Raw genomic sequence first — 17,359 nt, 5'->3', positions numbered from 1 at the left:
ATATATTTTTAGTTATAAAAACTTTGTAATTATTTGTAGCTTTTTCGGAATTATACACTATATACAAAAGTTTTTAAGATTTTATCCTGGTATCAAAGCTTTAATTCTCCTAGGGCAGATAAGACCACGATCCCCTTGCTTTTCGCCTAGCGAGTAAGGGAGTTTTGCCGTTTCATCTATCCCAGGATTAATAGGCTGGGATCATCGCTTAATGAATAAACTCAATGTTATGGTAAAGCTATATGAAAAATATCTTCATAAAGCCTATCTATAAATTCTATGTATGTTTTATGCATAGCAATTTTAGCGTTTCCTGCAATTGCTAATATTAGTTTTCTCATTACCAGCAATGAAGTGAAATGTCAAGGGCGATTGTGATAATTAAAACCTAATAAAACAAGCACATACTTTAAAACTGGATGTTTTTCTCGCTTTCTCCAAAGATTGGCAAGATGGAAGTCAAAACACAAATGATGGAAAATCGAATTCTTTACGTTCGCCTTCCTTGTAACCCCATCTTTCCTATTGGGGTTGTCTACTTGAGCGATCATGTCCATAAGCAGTTTCCTAATATTGCACAGCGCATCTTCGATTTAGGAACGGTGCCACCTTTAGACTACAATTCTGCTTTGGATCGCTGTATCGATGAATTTAAACCGACACTGCTAGTATTTTCTTGGCGGGATATTCAAATTTATGCCCCAGTTGGTGGGCGTGGTGGCAACCCACTGCAAAACGCCTTTGAATTTTACTACGCGAAGAATCCTCTATTAAAACTACGTGGCGGATTGGGCGGTTTACGAATCTTCATCGCTTACTATGTAGAGTTATGGCGAAACCAGGGCTTAATCAAACGCGGTTTAAAGCGTGCCCAAAAATATAATTCTAATGCCCGTGTCGTTGTCGGTGGTGGTGCAGTTAGCGTATTTTACGAACAATTGGGTAAAAGCTTACCCCAAGGGACAATTATTTCTGTGGGCGAAGGCGAAACTCTGCTGGAAAAACTTTTAAGTGGCAAAGATTTTCGAGATGAACGCTGTTACGTTGCGGGAGAAACGCAACCACGAAAACGACTGATTCACGAACAACCTACCCCACTAGAAAAAACAGCTTGTAACTACGACTATATCGAAACCATCTGGCCGGAATTTAACTTTTACCTGCAAGAAGAAGACTTTTATATAGGTGTACAAACTAAGCGTGGTTGTCCCCACAACTGTTGTTATTGCGTCTATACGGTTGTCGAAGGCAAACAAGTACGCATCAACCCAGCAGATGAAGTAGTTGCTGAGATGCGCCAATTATACGATCGCGGCATTCGCAACTTTTGGTTTACCGATGCCCAATTTATCCCAGCACGAAAATTTATCGACGATGCCATAGAACTCTTGCAAAAAATCGTCGATTCTGGTATGACAGATATCCACTGGGCAGCATATATCAGAGCCGACAATTTGACACCCGAATTGTGCGACTTGATGGCGAAAACCGGGATGAATTACTTTGAAATCGGGATTACCAGTGGTTCTCAAGAACTCGTGCGGAAAATGCGGATGGGGTACAACCTGCGAACCGTCTTGCAAAACTGCCGTGACTTAAAAGCAGCTGGTTTCAATGACTTAGTTTCCGTCAACTACTCCTTTAACGTTATTGACGAACGTCCCGAAACCATCCGCCAAACCATCGCCTACCACCGCGAACTAGAACGAATTTTTGGTGCTGATAAAGTTGAACCTGCTATCTTTTTTATTGGGCTGCAACCTCATACCCATTTAGAAGAATACGCTTTCAAAGAAGGCATCCTCAAACCAGGGTATGATCCAATGAGTTTGATGCCGTGGACAGCCAAAAAACTTCTCTGGAATCCCGAACCCCTTGGTTCATTCTTCGGCGAAGTCTGCTTGCAAGCTTGGCAACAAAACCCCAACGATTTCGGACGCGAAGTCATGAAAATCTTAGAAGAAAAACTGGGTTGTGCCGACTTAGAAGCAGCACTTTCCGCACCAATAGAAACGAAAGAAAAACAGTTAGCGGGTATATCCTAGAAAACACGAATTCTGAATTTCTCCCCTCTCTTCCTCTGTGCCTCTGCGGTTATTTTTACCAAATCCCATGTTAGAAGGTTCAATCTTACAAAAGCTAGAAACAGCCCATCGCCATACCACCAGGCCAATTCGATTCGGTGTTTACTACAAAAATACCCTAGTTGCCCTGTGCCACGCTTTAGAAGATCATATCTTAACAGATGACGGTACACCCCTAGTGATCACAGCCTTTCAACAGGGGAAATGGTATCTACAAGAAGCTGAACGATATGCAGACATCGCCCATCGTAGCCGCCAAATTGCCATTATGGCCGCCTCTGAATCTGGCTTTGCTGAACATCCTACCAGCCAGCTACCCAATGTAGACTTAGTAGGCTTAGATGCAGGCGATCCAGTTGAACAGGAGTGGCACTTAATTATTTTATCGCCTAAATACACAGCAATGGTAATTTGTCAAGAATTATCAGAAGCTGATTATGGCAGCGCTGGAGTACCGACATCGGACTTAGAGCGCAAATTCTATGGTTTGTGGACATTTGAGCCGGAGTTAGTCCAAGAGACAGCAGAAATAGCGATCGCTCACATCAAAAAATACAACCCAGAACTGGCCCAAAAACTCACAGCCGACAAACAACAAATTGTCCCGTCAATGGACAGATCCCAAAATTTAGGTGCAGTTGTCTCCCGTGTAGTAGATTACCTCCAGACTGGGCAAGATAATTTATCCATCCCAACAGCGTCTCACCAACAAACGCTAGATCGCAACTTGGTTTCTAACGAAATCCAAGCCTTTTTGCGAATGGCGCAACTGATGGATATGGCAGATGTGAACAATCCAATGGCAGCTGCGGAAGTAGTAGTTCTTGCTGAAGCGATCGGCCAGCTTTTGGATCTTCCCGCCTGGCAGATTAAAAGATTGCGCTTGGCGGCTTTGTTACATCGCATAGATCCGTTACAAAAAGCAGAAAGCGTTCTCACAGATGGTATATCCACACGCTACCAAGAAGATGCTCCCAGTTGTCCTTTAACTTGTCCCTTAGTACCAGGGGCACAAGTATTGCGAACTATGCCAAGATTACGAGCCGTTGCCCAAATTATTACTCACCAAAGCGAGTGGTGGAATGGCACAGGGGAACCAGCAGGTTTAGCTGGAGATGAAATTCCCCTAGAGTCGAGGATTTTGGCATTATTGGCAGACTTTCAGTGGCGAGTTAATCAGCTAAAATCGTCAAATCAAAGCCGGGAACAGATATTTACTCAAGCATTAGATGAGTGCAAACAGCAACAATCTAACCGCTTTGACCCTAAACTTGTAGATACCCTAACTTTATTAGTTATGGGTTTACAACAGGGACTCGACTTACCCATCATGACACCCAAATTTAGCGCCGGTATCTGGATACTTGATTCCCAATGGGATAGCCACAGCAAGATCAGTGAAGAGATTGGTAGTTACTTTACATGAATATTGAAGCCATTAGATTAGGAAAACTCAAACAACTTCCAGGGGCAAATTTAGAAGACGAGGAACTCTCCCGACTGGATTTAAGCCGGATTAATCTTGCTGGTGCTACCCTTGTCGGCACTAATTTCGCTGCTTCCAAACTCGAAGGTGGGCATTTAGAAGGGGCGAACCTCATGGGAGCGAACCTCCAAGAAACTGACTTGCGGGCGAATTTGATGGGAGCAAACCTGATGCAAGCAGATTTAACGGGTGCTGACTTGCGGGGTAGTAATTTGCGTGGCGCTAACTTGATGGGAGCAAGACTCAGTGATGTGTCATTGGTGGGTGCTTTCTTGAGTGGTGCTAATTTGATGAACGTCAACTTACAAGGCGTTGATTTGCGCGGTGCTGACTTGCGCGGTGCAAACCTGACTGGGGCAAATCTCAAAGGTGCAGATTTGAGTCGCGCCGATTTGCAAGGGGCTTTATTGAGTGAAGCAAACCTGGAAGAAGCTGATTTACGGGGGGCGAATTTGGCAGGGGCGAATTTGACAGGAGCTAATTTACTTTGTGCAGAGTTAGAAGGTGCAAATTTGAGCGGCGTTAATTTGAATAAAGCTTGTGTGGTGGGTACTGTGGTTGAGACTCTTGCGTAAAGATTGCACCAAAAAGCCCAGTATTATTGGCTATTGTTAAAATTTTTGCAGATGAAGCAGGTGAAAATTTGTGAGCTTAAAAGAAGTTATCAGACTAGCAAAGCAGCTTTCAACTGTGGACAAAGTACGTTTGATCCAACAAATTGCTCCTGATATAGAACGCGAGTTAACAGATAAGGGACTTGCAATAAAATAAGATACCAATCAAACTGGGACAATCGTGATATCCCATTTGGGTAATGTTTCAGAACGTTGCCAGAAAGGTTGATATTGTTCTAACTCTTGTGAAAGAACCTTAATTCCTTTTTCATAGGTGGTTTCAACCAGATGTACAATGGGTGCAATACCTTTCCAAGTCATATTAGAAGCCCAATGTAGTGCGGTTTCAACAGAATCTAAAATCGCGCCATTCCAATAGTTTTCTAAAGTAGCCCAACACCGTTCTATCGGATTGTACTTGCTATGGTAGGGAGGATAGTAAATCAGTCGGATTCTTAAATTAATCGCATCAGACAGTTCAACCATGCGTTTGATAAATTGTGTGCGGTCACTGCGAGTCGCCGCACCGCCATCGAGATCAATCACCCATTCATCAAGCTCAAGGTAATTGTGTTGATTCTCATGCCACCAAGCGGTTAAACAATCGACAATAAAATCACTAGTTTCAGCCGACTGACCGAAGTAAATTGATAGCTGCTGGCTGTGTGTGTTGAGAATACCAAATGGAACTAAGACTTCTTGCCACTGTGTATCGTGGTCATCAGCGGCTTTTGCCTCCAGTGTCCGGGCTTTACCACCTCTAGAAAGGTTCCCAATCTTCACTTTGGCTTTAGTATCAATAGACACTCTCAACGATTTGTGATTCTCATCTGATGCCTGATTCTCCCGGAACACATTCTCAAATATGGCATCTGTTTGGGGAATCTTTTTCAAGGGCTTGGTTTTTTGTGTTTTTTTAGGCGATACCCCAAGCCATTAAGAATCGTCCCTAGGGTTTGGCGAGACGGTAATTCGCTCTGGTCGTATCCCTTTTCACCTAACAATGCCTCTCTTACTGCTCTGGCACTAATGCGCGCATACAGAAAAGTTGATTGAAATTTTGGGTCGGTTTGAGCTTTAGCATCTACCAATGAACGAATATCCGATTCTAAATTGGGCAGAATCTCAATACTCTTGTGTCTTCCTCTTGCCTGATAGTTATCTACACAGACTATCCCCGTCCGCCGTTCATCCAAGCCAAGTTGTACACTCTGGCGATTCCACCCCAACACTGTTTCTGCTTTGCGGGCTGAACTATCGAAGTAATCTTCGGTGACTTTTGCCATGAAGTCTCTTTTGCGACTGCCAGTTAGTTTTTTGGCTGCATCTTTAAAGGTAGATTTGATGGTGTCAGTCAGCATGACTTGAGGGATTTTCATTCTAGAGATTTAGTGGGGGTTAGTAGATCCGCGCTTCCTAAATATTCTAGAATGGCTGGTACTTTATTTTTTCGCAAGTCCCTAAACTGTCTATCCATCCCCGCCAATCCTTGTGGGGACTATGTGCTGATTTAGGAAACGCGCCTTCCACAGAGGAAATTGATGTAGCCCGTACTGAAGAATGGGCTAGCTTTCCACGAGAGGATATTTGATGCTGTGTGCTGTAGCTGACACTCATCTGCTATGCCGAACTCTCACAACTCTCTAGAACAACTTGACCGTTTTCAGGATCTATTTTGATGATATTTGCCTTTAAATGGTGATTAATTTTGAAGAATTGGTTTGGATGGTCAACAGATGGATGGAACATTTTTGAGGTCGGTAACAAGGCATATAAATCTCCAATATCAACAAACACACCATAGTCTTTAATACGCCGTATAGTGCCGCTAACAAGCTGACCAACCTGCAACTGTCTGAGTCTAATTGAAACAGAGCGATTTAGTAGTACTACATGATTACAGTCCTCTCTCACTTTTATAATATTGAGTGGAAATTCCTCCCCTACTATCAATTCCTCCCTATGCTTATCAACATAAGTAAGAACTGTCCCACGCAAACCCTCAATTTTCACTAATGCACCCCTCGAAGTCTTTTTAAGGATTTTTCCATATACTGTTACGTCCTCAGTCTGCAATTGCCGTACCCGTTCCCATGCTTTTCGCATCTCTAGTTTACGAATTGAAAAATAAACCGTTGGTGGATGCTCTTGAGAACACAAGAACCACTGAATAGTTGCTGATACTCCGCTTCCGTGAACATCACGAATTTTGGTGTGTACGATCAGGTCTTCTCTACTTATGGAATGACCACATTTTTTAGAAGCCAGATCCAATGTAACCTCGTACAAGCGATCGCTATCTTTCAGTGTCTCAGATGAACAATGCGAGAAGAAAATATCGTGTTCGCCATCGTAATTTCCTACAACTAGAAATTCTCGGATTTCATTAAGTTGCACAGCTTCTTCTGGGGACTGAATCTCATTGAGTGATAGCTCTAGGAGTGGAACATAAGCTAGTTGGTGTGTATAAAAATCAACTAAAACACCTGTAGGCTCGATCTTAATGATTTTTCCAGTAATTATATCGCCGAGTTGAAAGCTCTCTAAACTAAAGCTCATAGGATAGTGGGCTTAACATAACCCATTATAGAAACAATTTAGTAAGCGTGTAATCACAACAATAACAGCTAAACTTTAGCTATTGTTCGTGTTGTTGCATACTCAGGAAACAGTCGGCATAACAATAGTTTTAGTATTCATCAAAACGTTACGTAGGTTTTTCCATTTTTAATTTTTCACTGTTCGCCCTCGTATCCCCAAAGCTAGTACACTCATTAACAACACTCCCATCAATCCTTGCAGGGGATTATTATTCACACCAGTTACCAAATCAGGAACTTGACCAGAATATTTGACTAATTCCCCAACATTAATAATGTAGTAACCCCAAACTAAACCACCATGTAACCCAATTGGAAAACCCAAGCGTCCCCTCCGCCAACGCTTTCCCCATACTTGCGTTAACCCCAGCAGTACTAAAGCTGGAAATTGCGGCAGTGTATGAATAATTGCCTCCAAGGGTTTAATAAAGTGCAATGTAGCAAAGGCAGTTGCATCTGTCCACAGTGCGACACGAGGACTGTAATCTCGTTGTAGTTCATCTAGCAACCAGCCTCGGAATAACAATTCCTCAGCAAATCCAACACCTAAGCCAACAAGTAAACCCTCTAAAACAACTTTCACAAAAAAAACTTTCGGTTGTTGCCACACCAACCAACCCAACAAACTTTCTACCCCAAAAAGTATCAGAATATTAATTATCCCTAGAGCCAAGCCACGCAGCAAATCCACACCGTTTTGTCGCGTGAATTCTAAGCCATAATGCCGTAGAATTTGGGGCTGTTGGTAGACATATTTACCCCATAGTCTCAGGAGGAAAATAAATATTCCATATAACAATACCAATGTCAATATACTTTCTAAGTTTGAATCATCCACTAGTAAGTATATTGGTGCAGCTAATGGCAACCATAGCAACAATAAAGTCAAAATAAAACAACCCAGCCTAATAGGGGCAGGGTGTTCAGCTAAACGGACAAGGTTTTTTTTCATACCAATGTTAAGTCACCAGCCAATACTCTATATTTCGACAAATGACCAATGACCAATGACCAATGACTATTCGTCAGGTTCAATCGTGCTACTTAAACCGTGACTTATCAATGTTTCGCAATAGAACTCAGCGTGTTCCAGAGCGCAAGTAATGACTAAAGCTAGCCCGTTAGTATGGGCTTCCATCATGATGCTAACAGCCTGGGGTTGGGTAAGGCTTGGTACAGTGGCGATTAGTGACTGCACAACATGCTCCATAGAGTTATAGTCATCGTTATGGAGCAAAACGCGATACCGAGGCGCTAGCTTACGAATTGTGGAAGGCTTTTCAATAGTTTCAACTGACACGGCTCTTTGCTCTTTTCTTGTTGATTCACTACTACAAAGTGTCTGTGTAGCGATCGCTTAACAGTTATTTACCTATTCTATAGTATCTCTGTTCAGATACTATGCTAGAAAAACCGCTCTACTTAGTTTTGCGTAGCCACTTGTGAAGCAGATGTCTGAGACATAGTTGCCGTGAGAGTGCTACCCTAATCTTACAGAAGCTTCCTTAAACCTAGCGCATTTTCATTTTTAAAATTAAGGAAATTGCAAAATAATCCTTGCCCCTGCCCAAACTCCATAATCATGGACATTAGCCTAGATTTTCTTCAACCAGGACAAATTGTGTCTTTAGAGCATGGCGACAGAAATCTGTATGCAGAAGTCATTCAATTTGTAGTTTCCCGCCAGTTGTGCTGGGTGCGTCCTTTACTAATGGTTACTTTGATTCAAGAATCGCCGCTAATTACCGATTTGCGAGATGCGTCTGACTTGCTTTGGCCTGCAAATTTATTTCGACCAGCATTAGACACCGAAGTAATTACCTTCTTGAGTCAAGTTTTAGCAAAAGAACCAAAAACTGAGCCTGACTCAGCCGCCAAGCAGCAACTTAATCAATTTATTCACCAACTATGGTCAGCATATCAATAGGCATAGGGCAAAGGATATGACTAGAAGTTAGTTTATCTGGAGCGCCAACAGCCATACTGATGATATCAACTCCCTTCGCAACGAGTTCATTCTGCTTGTGGACAATTTCAGCAAACAGAAAGGGAGGAATTTTTTCTCGGCGTTTAGCGAACTACATAGCGATTTACTCCGGATGCACAATAATGTAGAGGGTTATTAGCACGGTTTACGCCATTCTAGTTATTGAAATAATCAACCTCAGAGAAAAATACAAACAATAATATCGCTCTTATTATCCTACCTACCTTTACTAAAACTTGTTTTACTAACTCGGAATTTTGATTACTTCAGTATTCATCAAATTTACTTGATATACCTCTATACATAAGCAGTTAGGAATAGCCGAAGCTAGGAACCAACTTAATTCTACCAGCATCCATCTCCGACATTAATAATTCCAGAGCTTCATAATCAACGTCAGAAATATAACCAAGTTCTGTCAGTTCTGAGTTGATTTCATTTTCTATCTCAGGAGTTAGCTTTTTAATGTCAAGAGCTTTTTCTACCAATTTACGAATAGCGTACTTAGTTCTCATAAGTAATACATCCAACTGTAATATGATACTAATTATCCCAGAAAAGTCTCAGTATAAAGAGCGATCTAAATCCTAATTTATTTGTGATATAGATCACATTTAATTAGTTAGATAGATAATTTGCTATGACTCTGGCGTATGCCATCAGCAACGCTAAAGTGGGAGATTTAACTTTCCGTTAAGACTTGGCTAAATTAGCTTTAGTTATAGACTAAGCAAGTTTTATCAGCATAGTTACTGATTATTTGTTTGCTCTATGGCTGTCTATGTTGATTGTTTTTGAACTGAGATAAAAAAAAAGTATATATAAACACATTTTAACCTGGAATTATAACAATCTTTAAACAGAGATACTAAAGAAATAAAGATTCAGCAAAGAGAGCTAAGACGTATGGTCGATGCAACAGAATAGAGTTTATGTTCAAATAATCCTTAGCGTGACGCTTCAATAATTCTCAATAGGATGTAACTATGCAAGCAGTGCTTAACTATCCCAAAATTGCAGTCATTCGCCCCCAAGGGTATTTGAATGCTACAAACGCCTTGGAATTTGAACGAGATATGACCACAGCGTTGACACAAAATGTTATTTCCATCTTGGTAGTAGACCTCGCAGCAGTAGAATCGTTAGACAGCGCGGGGTTGATGGCATTGTTATCTATACACAAGCTGGCTCTTAGTTTAGGAAGGGGTTTTCAACTTTGTGCTGTTGCTCCGTCAATTAGAATTATTTTTGAACTAACGCAACTCGATAGAGTGTTTGAAATATTGGATGGTGAAGTTGAATTAGCCCCAACATAAACCAGTTAAAACGCGGACTTTATGTAAAGGAGTTATAAGTTACAACGATAAATTATGTTAGAAGACCTAATTCAATGCTAAAGTTTGGTTTGGGTAGCTGTAATTAAGGTAGCTAGAAGATAGCACAGTGACTGTTGCAGTTGAGAAATTAATAACATCGGATATTTTAAAACCAGGGCGTTACCTTGGTAATGAGCGTTTAGCAGTACACAAAGCTTGGGATAAGACAGCAATACGCTGGGTCTTAACCTACCCGGAAGTATATGAAGTCGGTGCATCTAATTTAGGGCACATTATCCTATACAACATCTTGAATGCCCAACCGCGTCAATTGTGCGATCGCGCCTACCTCCCAGGAAAAGACCTGGCAGCCAAACTACGCGAAACTAATACGCCATTGTTTGCGGTAGAGTCAAAGCGATCGCTCACAGAATTTGACATTTTAGGCTTTAGCCTCAGTTACGAACTGGGTGCAACTAATATCTTAGAAATGTTGGATCTGGCTGGAATTCCATTGACGTGGAGAGAAAGGCAAAAAGCTGTGGAAGCAGGGGGAGAATTTACGAATCTCCAATCTCAGTTTCCGTTGATTTTTGCTGGTGGGCAAACAGCAACATCGAATCCTGAGCCTTACGCTGACTTTTTCGACTTTATCGCCCTTGGGGATGGAGAGGAACTGCTCCCAGAAATTGGTTTGGTATTGGAAGAAGGTAAACAAGCAGGATTAAGTCGGGAAAATCTGTTACTGGATTTGGCACAGATACCAGGCGTATATGTGCCTCAGTTTTACGACATGGCAGAAGATGGCTCAGTTCATCCTCGTCGCTCTGACGTACCAAAACGAATTTTGCGACGGGTGGCAACCCCCATACCAGCATATTCCATTGGGTTAGTTCCTTATGTAGAAACGGTGCATGACCGTTTGACAATTGAGATTCGGCGTGGTTGCACTCGTGGCTGTCGCTTCTGTCAACCAGGAATGCTGACTCGGCCAGCACGGGATGTAGAACCCGATAAGGTTGTAGAAGCAATTGAACAGGGAATGCGGGCAACTGGTTACAATGAGTTTTCCCTATTATCTCTGAGTTGTTCTGATTATTTATCCCTACCAGCAGTAGGGATGGAAATCAAGAATCGCTTAAAAAATGAAAATATTTCTCTGACTCTACCAAGCCAACGGGTAGACAGATTTGATGAGAATATTGCCAACATCCTTGGAGGTACACGGCAAGGTGGACTAACTTTTGCTCCAGAAGCTGGAACTCAGCGGATGCGAGACATCGTAAATAAAGGTTTGACGAATGAAGAATTGTTGCGGGGAGTAAAAACCGCTTGGGAGCAAGGCTGGGATAAAATCAAGTTGTATTTTATGATTGGCTTGCCAGGTGAGACGGATGTTGATGTTTTGGGCATAGCGGAAACAGTCAGCTGGCTACAGCGAGAATGCCGAGGCAAAGGTAGAAAACCCCTGAACTTTAACCTGACAATTTCTAACTTTACGCCCAAGCCCCATACACCATTCCAGTGGCACTCAGTTTCTACCACCGAATTTAAGCGCAAACAAAACCTGTTGCGGCAAGAATTCCGCCGGATGAAGGGAATGAAGGTAAATTTTACCGATGTCCGCATTTCGGCAATGGAAGATTTTGTGGGACGAGGCGATCGCAATTTGAGCAAAGTAGTCCGCCGCGCCTGGGAATTGGGTGCAGGGATGGATTCCTGGTATGAAAATTTAGATCAGGCTTTTAGCGCTTGGGGAGATGCCATCGCCGGGGCCGATCTAGATTGGAAATACCGCCAAGTAGAAAATGGCGAATGGAATTTGTTTCACGCACAAGAGCAGAACAAATCGCCAGATGCGGAAAATGCCCAATTCCTCAATCCTCACTCCCTAGATACTCCCCTACCTTGGGATCATATTGATACCGGAATTGATAAAAACTGGCTCAAAGAAGACTTGCAACGTGCCTTAGCAGCCGCAATTGTACCCGACTGCTCTTTTGAAGGTTGTTCTCACTGTGGCGTATGTGGAACCGATTTTGGCCATAACGTCGTGATTGAATCACCTGTTATCCCACAATTCGCTGGCGATTTTGTTCCCAACACAACCAAGGCACAACGACTCCGAGTTTGGTTTGGAAAACAGGGTAATATGGCTTTGGTAAGCCACCTAGATTTAATCCGTCTGTTTGACCGAGTTGTGCGGCGAGCAGGCTTGCCTATTGCTTTCACTGGTGGGTTTCATCCAATGCCACGAATTTCTGTAGCAACCGCTTTGGCTCTAGGTGCTACTAGTAGCGGTGAAATTGCGGATTTTGAGTTAACTGTACCAGTGGACATCGATACTTTTCGAGAAGAATTGGTTCGGGAAATGCCCACAGACATACCTATATATAATGTGGAGCAGATAGATTTAAAAACTCCAGCAGCTACTCAACTGCTAGAAACCGCAGAATATTTAATTACCGTAGCAGCACTTGAAGAAACAACACCTATACAATGGCAAAACTGGATTGATACCATCAAAGCAAAAGATGAGCTTTGGTACGAGCATACAACAAAGTCAGGCAAGAGCCAGTTAATAAATCTGCGCGATCGCTTATTTGAACTGGAATTAGTAGAAACCCACAAAGGCATTGCAGAATCTATATCTGTTATCCGTTATGTAGGTAGCTATCGCCAAGATGGTTTTCTATTGCGTCCTGAACAAATCCTGTTTATGCTAGGGATAGTGGGGAGTGGAGAATTTCAACTCCTGCACATCCACCGCAATCGGCTAATTTTAGCGGTATAATCCCTGTAGGACAGCTTGCTAGTAGTTGTCCTAATATGGCACATCGTCGGAATTGATTTTTAGCAAGGTTGCGTTAGAATGGGGTGAAGAGAATTTTTCTGGCGCTGCATTGAATTAGCTGGTTCACTACCCTGGTGTTCAGGGGGCGAAAGCGAAGATATTAGAGTGCAACTTCTAGGATTTTATCCCAGACAAACTGAGGCGGATTAAAGAACACACTCTCTCTTTATAGCTAACTTGTGAATCAGTAACTAACAGCAGACTCGGTTAGCTTCTCTAAATCCATACTTTTCCAACAACTGCTGAATGTCTAATCCACAGTATTGCCCAAGAGCTAGTGCGTTACTCTTCTAGAGTTGTTCGCCCTTGGTGTTACCGTAGGGTAAACAACTGCTGTAGGTTAAGCCGATTTGCAGACGTTCACCAGACGCGCTTTGCGCGGCTTAAAAGTAGGGTAGCAGCTGGCGTTGCTGAGTATAACCCTAAGAATAAATCCAGGGAATGGAAAATAGAAATAGTTTCTTTTTCTTAACGACTTCAGTAGGTTACTCTCAAAAAAAGCTTCCTGAGTTAAAAACTCACTCAGGATTCAGAACTTTCAACTCAGAACTCTCTTCATTGAGAGTATTGCATTGCAAATCAACCATAGATGGTTGATTTAATTGCTTAAACATGCAGCCGTTCTGGAATAATCCGCCGTGAAAACGCTCTTAAGAGCGCCAATAGCTATTTAACTTAGAACATCAGTTTGCGATTTTTATCATCAGTAGCGCCTTTTGAGGGTTGCAAGGGCAACAAAGGTATAACAAACCTCCAGACCTATTGGTGCTGCCAATTTTTGAGGAAATTGAATGCCAAAACAAATTATCATCGCGGAGCAGCACCAAATTGCTGCTGTCTTTTCCGAAGATCAAATACAGGAACTCGTTGTTGCTACCGGTCATCATCAAATAGGTGATATCTACTTAGGAGTAGTAGAAAACGTATTGCCTGGGATAGATGCCGCTTTTGTGAATATTGGCGACCCAGAGCGCAACGGTTTTATTCACGTCACCGACTTGGGCCCATTGAAACTCAAGCGTACCGCAGCAGCCATTACAGAACTATTAGCACCACAGCAGAAAGTTTTGGTGCAAGTAATGAAGGAGCCAACGGGAACAAAAGGGCCCAGGCTCACGGGTAATATCACCTTACCCGGACGCTACGTAGTACTAATGCCTTATGGTAGGGGCGTAAATTTATCCCGACGAATTAAAAGTGAAAGTGAGCGCAACCGCTTACGGGCACTAGCGATTTTGGTTAAACCGGCGGGAATGGGTTTGCTCGTGCGTACAGAAGCCGAAGGCAAACCAGAAGAAGCGATTATGGAAGATTTGGAGTTGCTGCAAAAGCAATGGGAGGCGATTCAGCAGGAAGCGCATTCTACCCGTGCCCCAGCACTGCTCAACCGAGACGATGATTTCATTCAGCGCGTATTGCGGGATATGTACGGCGCGGATGTCAATCGGATTGTCGTAGATTCCAGTACTGGTTTGAAGCGCGTGAAGCAGTACTTGCAGAATTGGAGTGGCGGTCAAACACCGCAAGGATTGTTGATTGACCATCACCGCGATCGCTCCCCAATTTTAGAGTATTTCCGGATCAGTGCTGCCATTCGAGAAGCCCTAAAACCAAGAGTAGACCTACCTTCTGGAGGCTACATCATCATCGAGCCGACTGAGGCATTAACCGTAATTGATGTTAACTCAGGTTCCTTCACGCGATCGGCAACAGCCAGAGAAACAGTTTTATGGACAAACTGCGAAGCTGCAACAGAAATTGCTCGCCAGTTGCGTCTGCGGAATATTGCCGGAGTGATTGTCGTTGATTTCATTGATATGGAATCCCGACGTGACCAACTGCAAGTTCTCGAACACTTTAATAAAGGACTCAAAGCAGACAAAGCTCGTCCCCAGATTGCTCAACTTACGGAACTGGGTTTAGTAGAACTGACCCGCAAACGTCAGGGTCAAAATATTTACGAATTATTTGGTGAAACTTGTCCCACTTGTGGCGGTTTAGGGCATACTGTGCGTCTGCCTGGAGAACTTGAAAATCGATTACCAATACCAGCAGAAACACCAGAACGTGAGCGTTTTGTATCTCTACCTCACCGAGAACCACGCCAGCCATCTGCCCGCGTCCCGGAACCACGAGAAACTTATGACGGGTTTGGGGAAGCATTTGACGGCGACTCGGAATCGACTAACCTAAATCTGATTAATCATCCTAGTTATCAAGAACTTAATGATAATAAGCGTCGTACCCGCACTCGCCGCAGTCGAATTGGCATCAATGGGTTAAACGGGAAAGATGAATCTCGGGTTATTGCCAATCCATTAGCTTTTGTCAACGAACCAGATTTAGACCTTGATGTAGAACCAGAATTAGGAGTTACACCAGAAATTCCCTCACCCACACTTGGTAAACCAGGTTGGAATGAAAGAGTAGAGCGCACTGTAGAGCGCGCTAAAGTTATCAAGGCAGAACCAGTTAAACCAGTGGTAGAACCACCGGAGATTAGAACTGTAGAAATGAGTCTCCAGGAACAGGATATGTTTGCCTTGATGGGAATATCTCCCTTGGTGAAGTTAGAGCAAGAGGTTAAAAATACCAAATCTGTGATTATTAACGTGATTCAGCCCGGTCAAGTGCGAACGAATCCAACTGAATCCATCTCAGAATCACCTATTGCCCAAAAAGTAATACCGGAAGTAGTTGCAACCAAGTCACCAATACCAAAAGTTATTGAGCCAGAACAAAAATCTTTGATAGAAGAGACAGCTGAACCAGCTGAGTTGACTGCCAATCCTTCGGAAAGCTTGTCTGCAAAAGCCTCCGTCAAAGCGATCGCAGATGAAAGTGATTCAAGCAGCGCTGCCAACGCGATCGCAGATGAAAGTGATGCAAACAGCGCCGCCACTGCTAGCCGCCGTCGCCGCCGTCGTTCCTCAGCTATCGAGGATAATTAATTTGCTTTATGGTAGAAACATCACCAACGCCCTTGGAACAATCCAATTGGCTGGAGTTTTCTACCTTGTCAGGGATTCCAGGATTGGTTGCAGGTGTGGATGAAGTAGGGCGAGGCGCTCTATTTGGCCCGGTGGTGGCGGCAGCAGTGATCCTACCAGATCATGCTTTGCCAATACTGATGGCAGCTAAAATTAAAGACAGTAAAAAGTTGTCTAGTTCTCGGAGAACTCAGCTAGCACAGCAAATTTGTGGGCTGGCTATAGACTGGAAAATTGGGTTTGCTTCTACTGCCGAAATTGACAAGATAAATATTTTGCAAGCGACACTATTAGCAATGAAGCGGGCTGTACTGAAGTTAAAGGTACAGCCTGCAATCTGCTTGGTTGATGGCAATCAGTCAATCAAAGACTTGCTATTGCCACAACAAACAATAATTAAGGGAGATGAGCGATCGCTCGCTATTGCCTCTGCTAGTATTGTTGCCAAGGTTTGGCGTGATGATTTGGTACTGCGTCTAGCATTGAAATACCCTATGTACAACCTAGAGCGTAACAAGGGCTATGGTAGTCAACGTCATTTGCTGGCTCTGCAACAATATGGGCCATCGCCCCTACATCGTCAGTCTTTTCGTCCTTGCCAAATCAAAGTACTGAACGCTGAGTGATTAAATGATTACTCAGCATTCAAGATTGGCAATTCGGTACTGTCACTGTCAAGTCTTCTATCTTTAGTTTGTGATATCACCCAGTAGCGATAATCAGTCAAAAGTTGATTTAATAACCTTTGCTTAACCGACAACAGCACGCTTTTGAGCAAACCATTACCAGTAGCTTCTAAAATTGGCTTAGGAGTAAAGGAAAATGGCGGTGGTAAATCCACCAGCACTTCTAAATCAGCCCTTCCTTGCAGACGAGTGCCAGTGCTAAACTCTTTGGGAGACAAATGCCCTTTTAAATTAAGGGCAAAGCGCTGGTTAATATACTCGAAACCCAGGATTTCACAGCCTAGCGATCGCAAATAAATTATTCCATTTGATTCTGCCCAAACTCTCATGTCTACAGTCGGTTGAATGCTTAATGACATAAAAGTGAGCGGACGCATTTTCAAGCGAAATACTTCCTCAGAAAGCTGCTGAGTTCGGGTGTTGTCAGCCAAAGCCTTAACCAGACGTTGAGGCTGACGCAAGTAGTGCTGAATGTGAATAGGCTGCTCTGGAACAGCGATTTCAACCGATTGGGAGGCAGTAAACCGGGTAGCCATGAGCGGATAAAAATATCTGTCTCTTAATTTTAATATTTTTTAACAACTTAAATTTGATTATTAGAAAAGTACAAAATTATCGTTGCTTATCAGCTATACAGCATTAGCAAAAATTTGGTACGCTCATTACTATCTTTAGTTCAAGAAATATAGATTAGGATTAGCCCTTTCAAGGTGGGTAAAAATTTTGGTCAATAAATTCCTCT

15 protein-coding genes are annotated in these 17,359 nt (G+C 42.9%); 8 read left to right on the top strand and 7 right to left on the bottom strand.

Annotated features, from left to right (window positions below):
• Positions 1-452: 452 nt before the first annotated feature.
• From GJB62_RS18425 to GJB62_RS18415, 3 genes are all read left to right on the top strand, one after another.
• Positions 453-2,045 carry a photosystem II high light acclimation radical SAM protein gene (locus GJB62_RS18425; RefSeq protein ID WP_114082787.1) on the top strand — a complete coding sequence of 531 codons (1,593 nt, stop codon included), beginning with the start codon at positions 453-455 and terminating at the stop codon, positions 2,043-2,045.
• A gap of 67 nt (positions 2,046-2,112) precedes the next feature.
• Positions 2,113-3,510, top strand: coding sequence for a DICT sensory domain-containing protein (locus tag GJB62_RS18420; RefSeq protein ID WP_114082786.1), 1,398 nt, complete (start codon positions 2,113-2,115; stop codon positions 3,508-3,510).
• Positions 3,507-4,145: a pentapeptide repeat-containing protein gene (locus tag GJB62_RS18415; RefSeq protein ID WP_114082785.1), complete on the top strand. Its 639-nt coding sequence runs from the start codon at positions 3,507-3,509 to the stop codon at positions 4,143-4,145. Before GJB62_RS18420 ends, GJB62_RS18415 begins: the two co-directional genes overlap by 4 nt.
• Before the next feature lie 204 nt (positions 4,146-4,349).
• Here the strand turns inward: GJB62_RS18415 and GJB62_RS37110 are convergent, their stop codons facing one another.
• From GJB62_RS37110 to clpS, 5 genes are all read right to left on the bottom strand, one after another.
• Positions 4,350-5,078, bottom strand: a complete 729-nt coding sequence (locus GJB62_RS37110; protein WP_209271445.1) for a transposase — start codon at positions 5,076-5,078, stop codon at positions 4,350-4,352.
• Positions 5,075-5,563: a hypothetical protein gene (locus GJB62_RS37105; protein ID WP_209271446.1), complete on the bottom strand. Its 489-nt coding sequence runs from the start codon at positions 5,561-5,563 to the stop codon at positions 5,075-5,077. Before GJB62_RS37105 ends, GJB62_RS37110 begins: the two co-directional genes overlap by 4 nt.
• Positions 5,564-5,804: 241 nt before the next feature.
• The gene (locus GJB62_RS18405) at positions 5,805-6,743 is read right to left on the bottom strand and encodes a S1 RNA-binding domain-containing protein (protein WP_114081139.1); all 939 of its coding nucleotides are present in this window, start codon (positions 6,741-6,743) and stop codon (positions 5,805-5,807) included.
• Positions 6,744-6,911: 168 nt separating this feature from the next.
• A complete protein-coding gene (locus GJB62_RS18400; RefSeq protein ID WP_114081140.1) occupies positions 6,912-7,736 on the bottom strand; it encodes a type II CAAX endopeptidase family protein in 825 nt (274 codons plus the stop codon).
• 66 nt (positions 7,737-7,802) lie between these two features.
• Positions 7,803-8,084 carry an ATP-dependent Clp protease adapter ClpS gene (clpS, locus tag GJB62_RS18395; RefSeq protein ID WP_114081141.1) on the bottom strand — a complete coding sequence of 94 codons (282 nt, stop codon included), beginning with the start codon at positions 8,082-8,084 and terminating at the stop codon, positions 7,803-7,805.
• A gap of 282 nt (positions 8,085-8,366) precedes the next feature.
• On the opposite strand from clpS, the gene GJB62_RS18390 reads away from it, so the two are divergent.
• Positions 8,367-8,711 carry a hypothetical protein gene (locus GJB62_RS18390; protein WP_012410248.1) on the top strand — a complete coding sequence of 115 codons (345 nt, stop codon included), beginning with the start codon at positions 8,367-8,369 and terminating at the stop codon, positions 8,709-8,711.
• Positions 8,712-9,082: 371 nt separating this feature from the next.
• On the opposite strand, the gene GJB62_RS18385 is transcribed toward GJB62_RS18390, so the two are convergent.
• Positions 9,083-9,286, bottom strand: a complete 204-nt coding sequence (locus tag GJB62_RS18385) for a hypothetical protein (protein ID WP_094331166.1) — start codon at positions 9,284-9,286, stop codon at positions 9,083-9,085.
• 471 nt (positions 9,287-9,757) lie between these two features.
• On the opposite strand from GJB62_RS18385, the gene GJB62_RS18380 reads away from it, so the two are divergent.
• The 4 genes from GJB62_RS18380 to GJB62_RS18365 all read left to right on the top strand — a co-directional run bounded on the left by GJB62_RS18380 (position 9,758) and on the right by GJB62_RS18365 (position 16,557).
• Positions 9,758-10,087 (top strand): STAS domain-containing protein, encoded by a 330-nt coding sequence (locus GJB62_RS18380; RefSeq protein ID WP_114081142.1) that lies wholly within the window; start codon positions 9,758-9,760, stop codon positions 10,085-10,087.
• A gap of 127 nt (positions 10,088-10,214) precedes the next feature.
• Positions 10,215-12,881, top strand: coding sequence for a TIGR03960 family B12-binding radical SAM protein (locus GJB62_RS18375; RefSeq protein WP_114081143.1), 2,667 nt, complete (start codon positions 10,215-10,217; stop codon positions 12,879-12,881).
• An 851-nt stretch (positions 12,882-13,732) separates the two neighbouring features.
• A complete protein-coding gene (locus GJB62_RS18370) occupies positions 13,733-15,892 on the top strand; it encodes an Rne/Rng family ribonuclease (protein WP_114081144.1) in 2,160 nt (719 codons plus the stop codon).
• Positions 15,893-15,900: 8 nt separating this feature from the next.
• Positions 15,901-16,557 carry a ribonuclease HII gene (locus GJB62_RS18365; protein ID WP_114081145.1) on the top strand — a complete coding sequence of 219 codons (657 nt, stop codon included), beginning with the start codon at positions 15,901-15,903 and terminating at the stop codon, positions 16,555-16,557.
• An 8-nt stretch (positions 16,558-16,565) separates the two neighbouring features.
• On the opposite strand, the gene GJB62_RS18360 is transcribed toward GJB62_RS18365, so the two are convergent.
• Positions 16,566-17,153, bottom strand: coding sequence for a DUF1997 domain-containing protein (locus tag GJB62_RS18360; RefSeq protein ID WP_114081146.1), 588 nt, complete (start codon positions 17,151-17,153; stop codon positions 16,566-16,568).
• Positions 17,154-17,359 lie beyond the last annotated feature (206 nt).

The organism is Nostoc sp. ATCC 53789 (assembly GCF_009873495.1).
GTDB lineage: Bacteria > Cyanobacteriota > Cyanobacteriia > Cyanobacteriales > Nostocaceae > Nostoc > Nostoc muscorum_A.
This window is presented reverse-complemented; position numbering and strand designations above follow the sequence as displayed.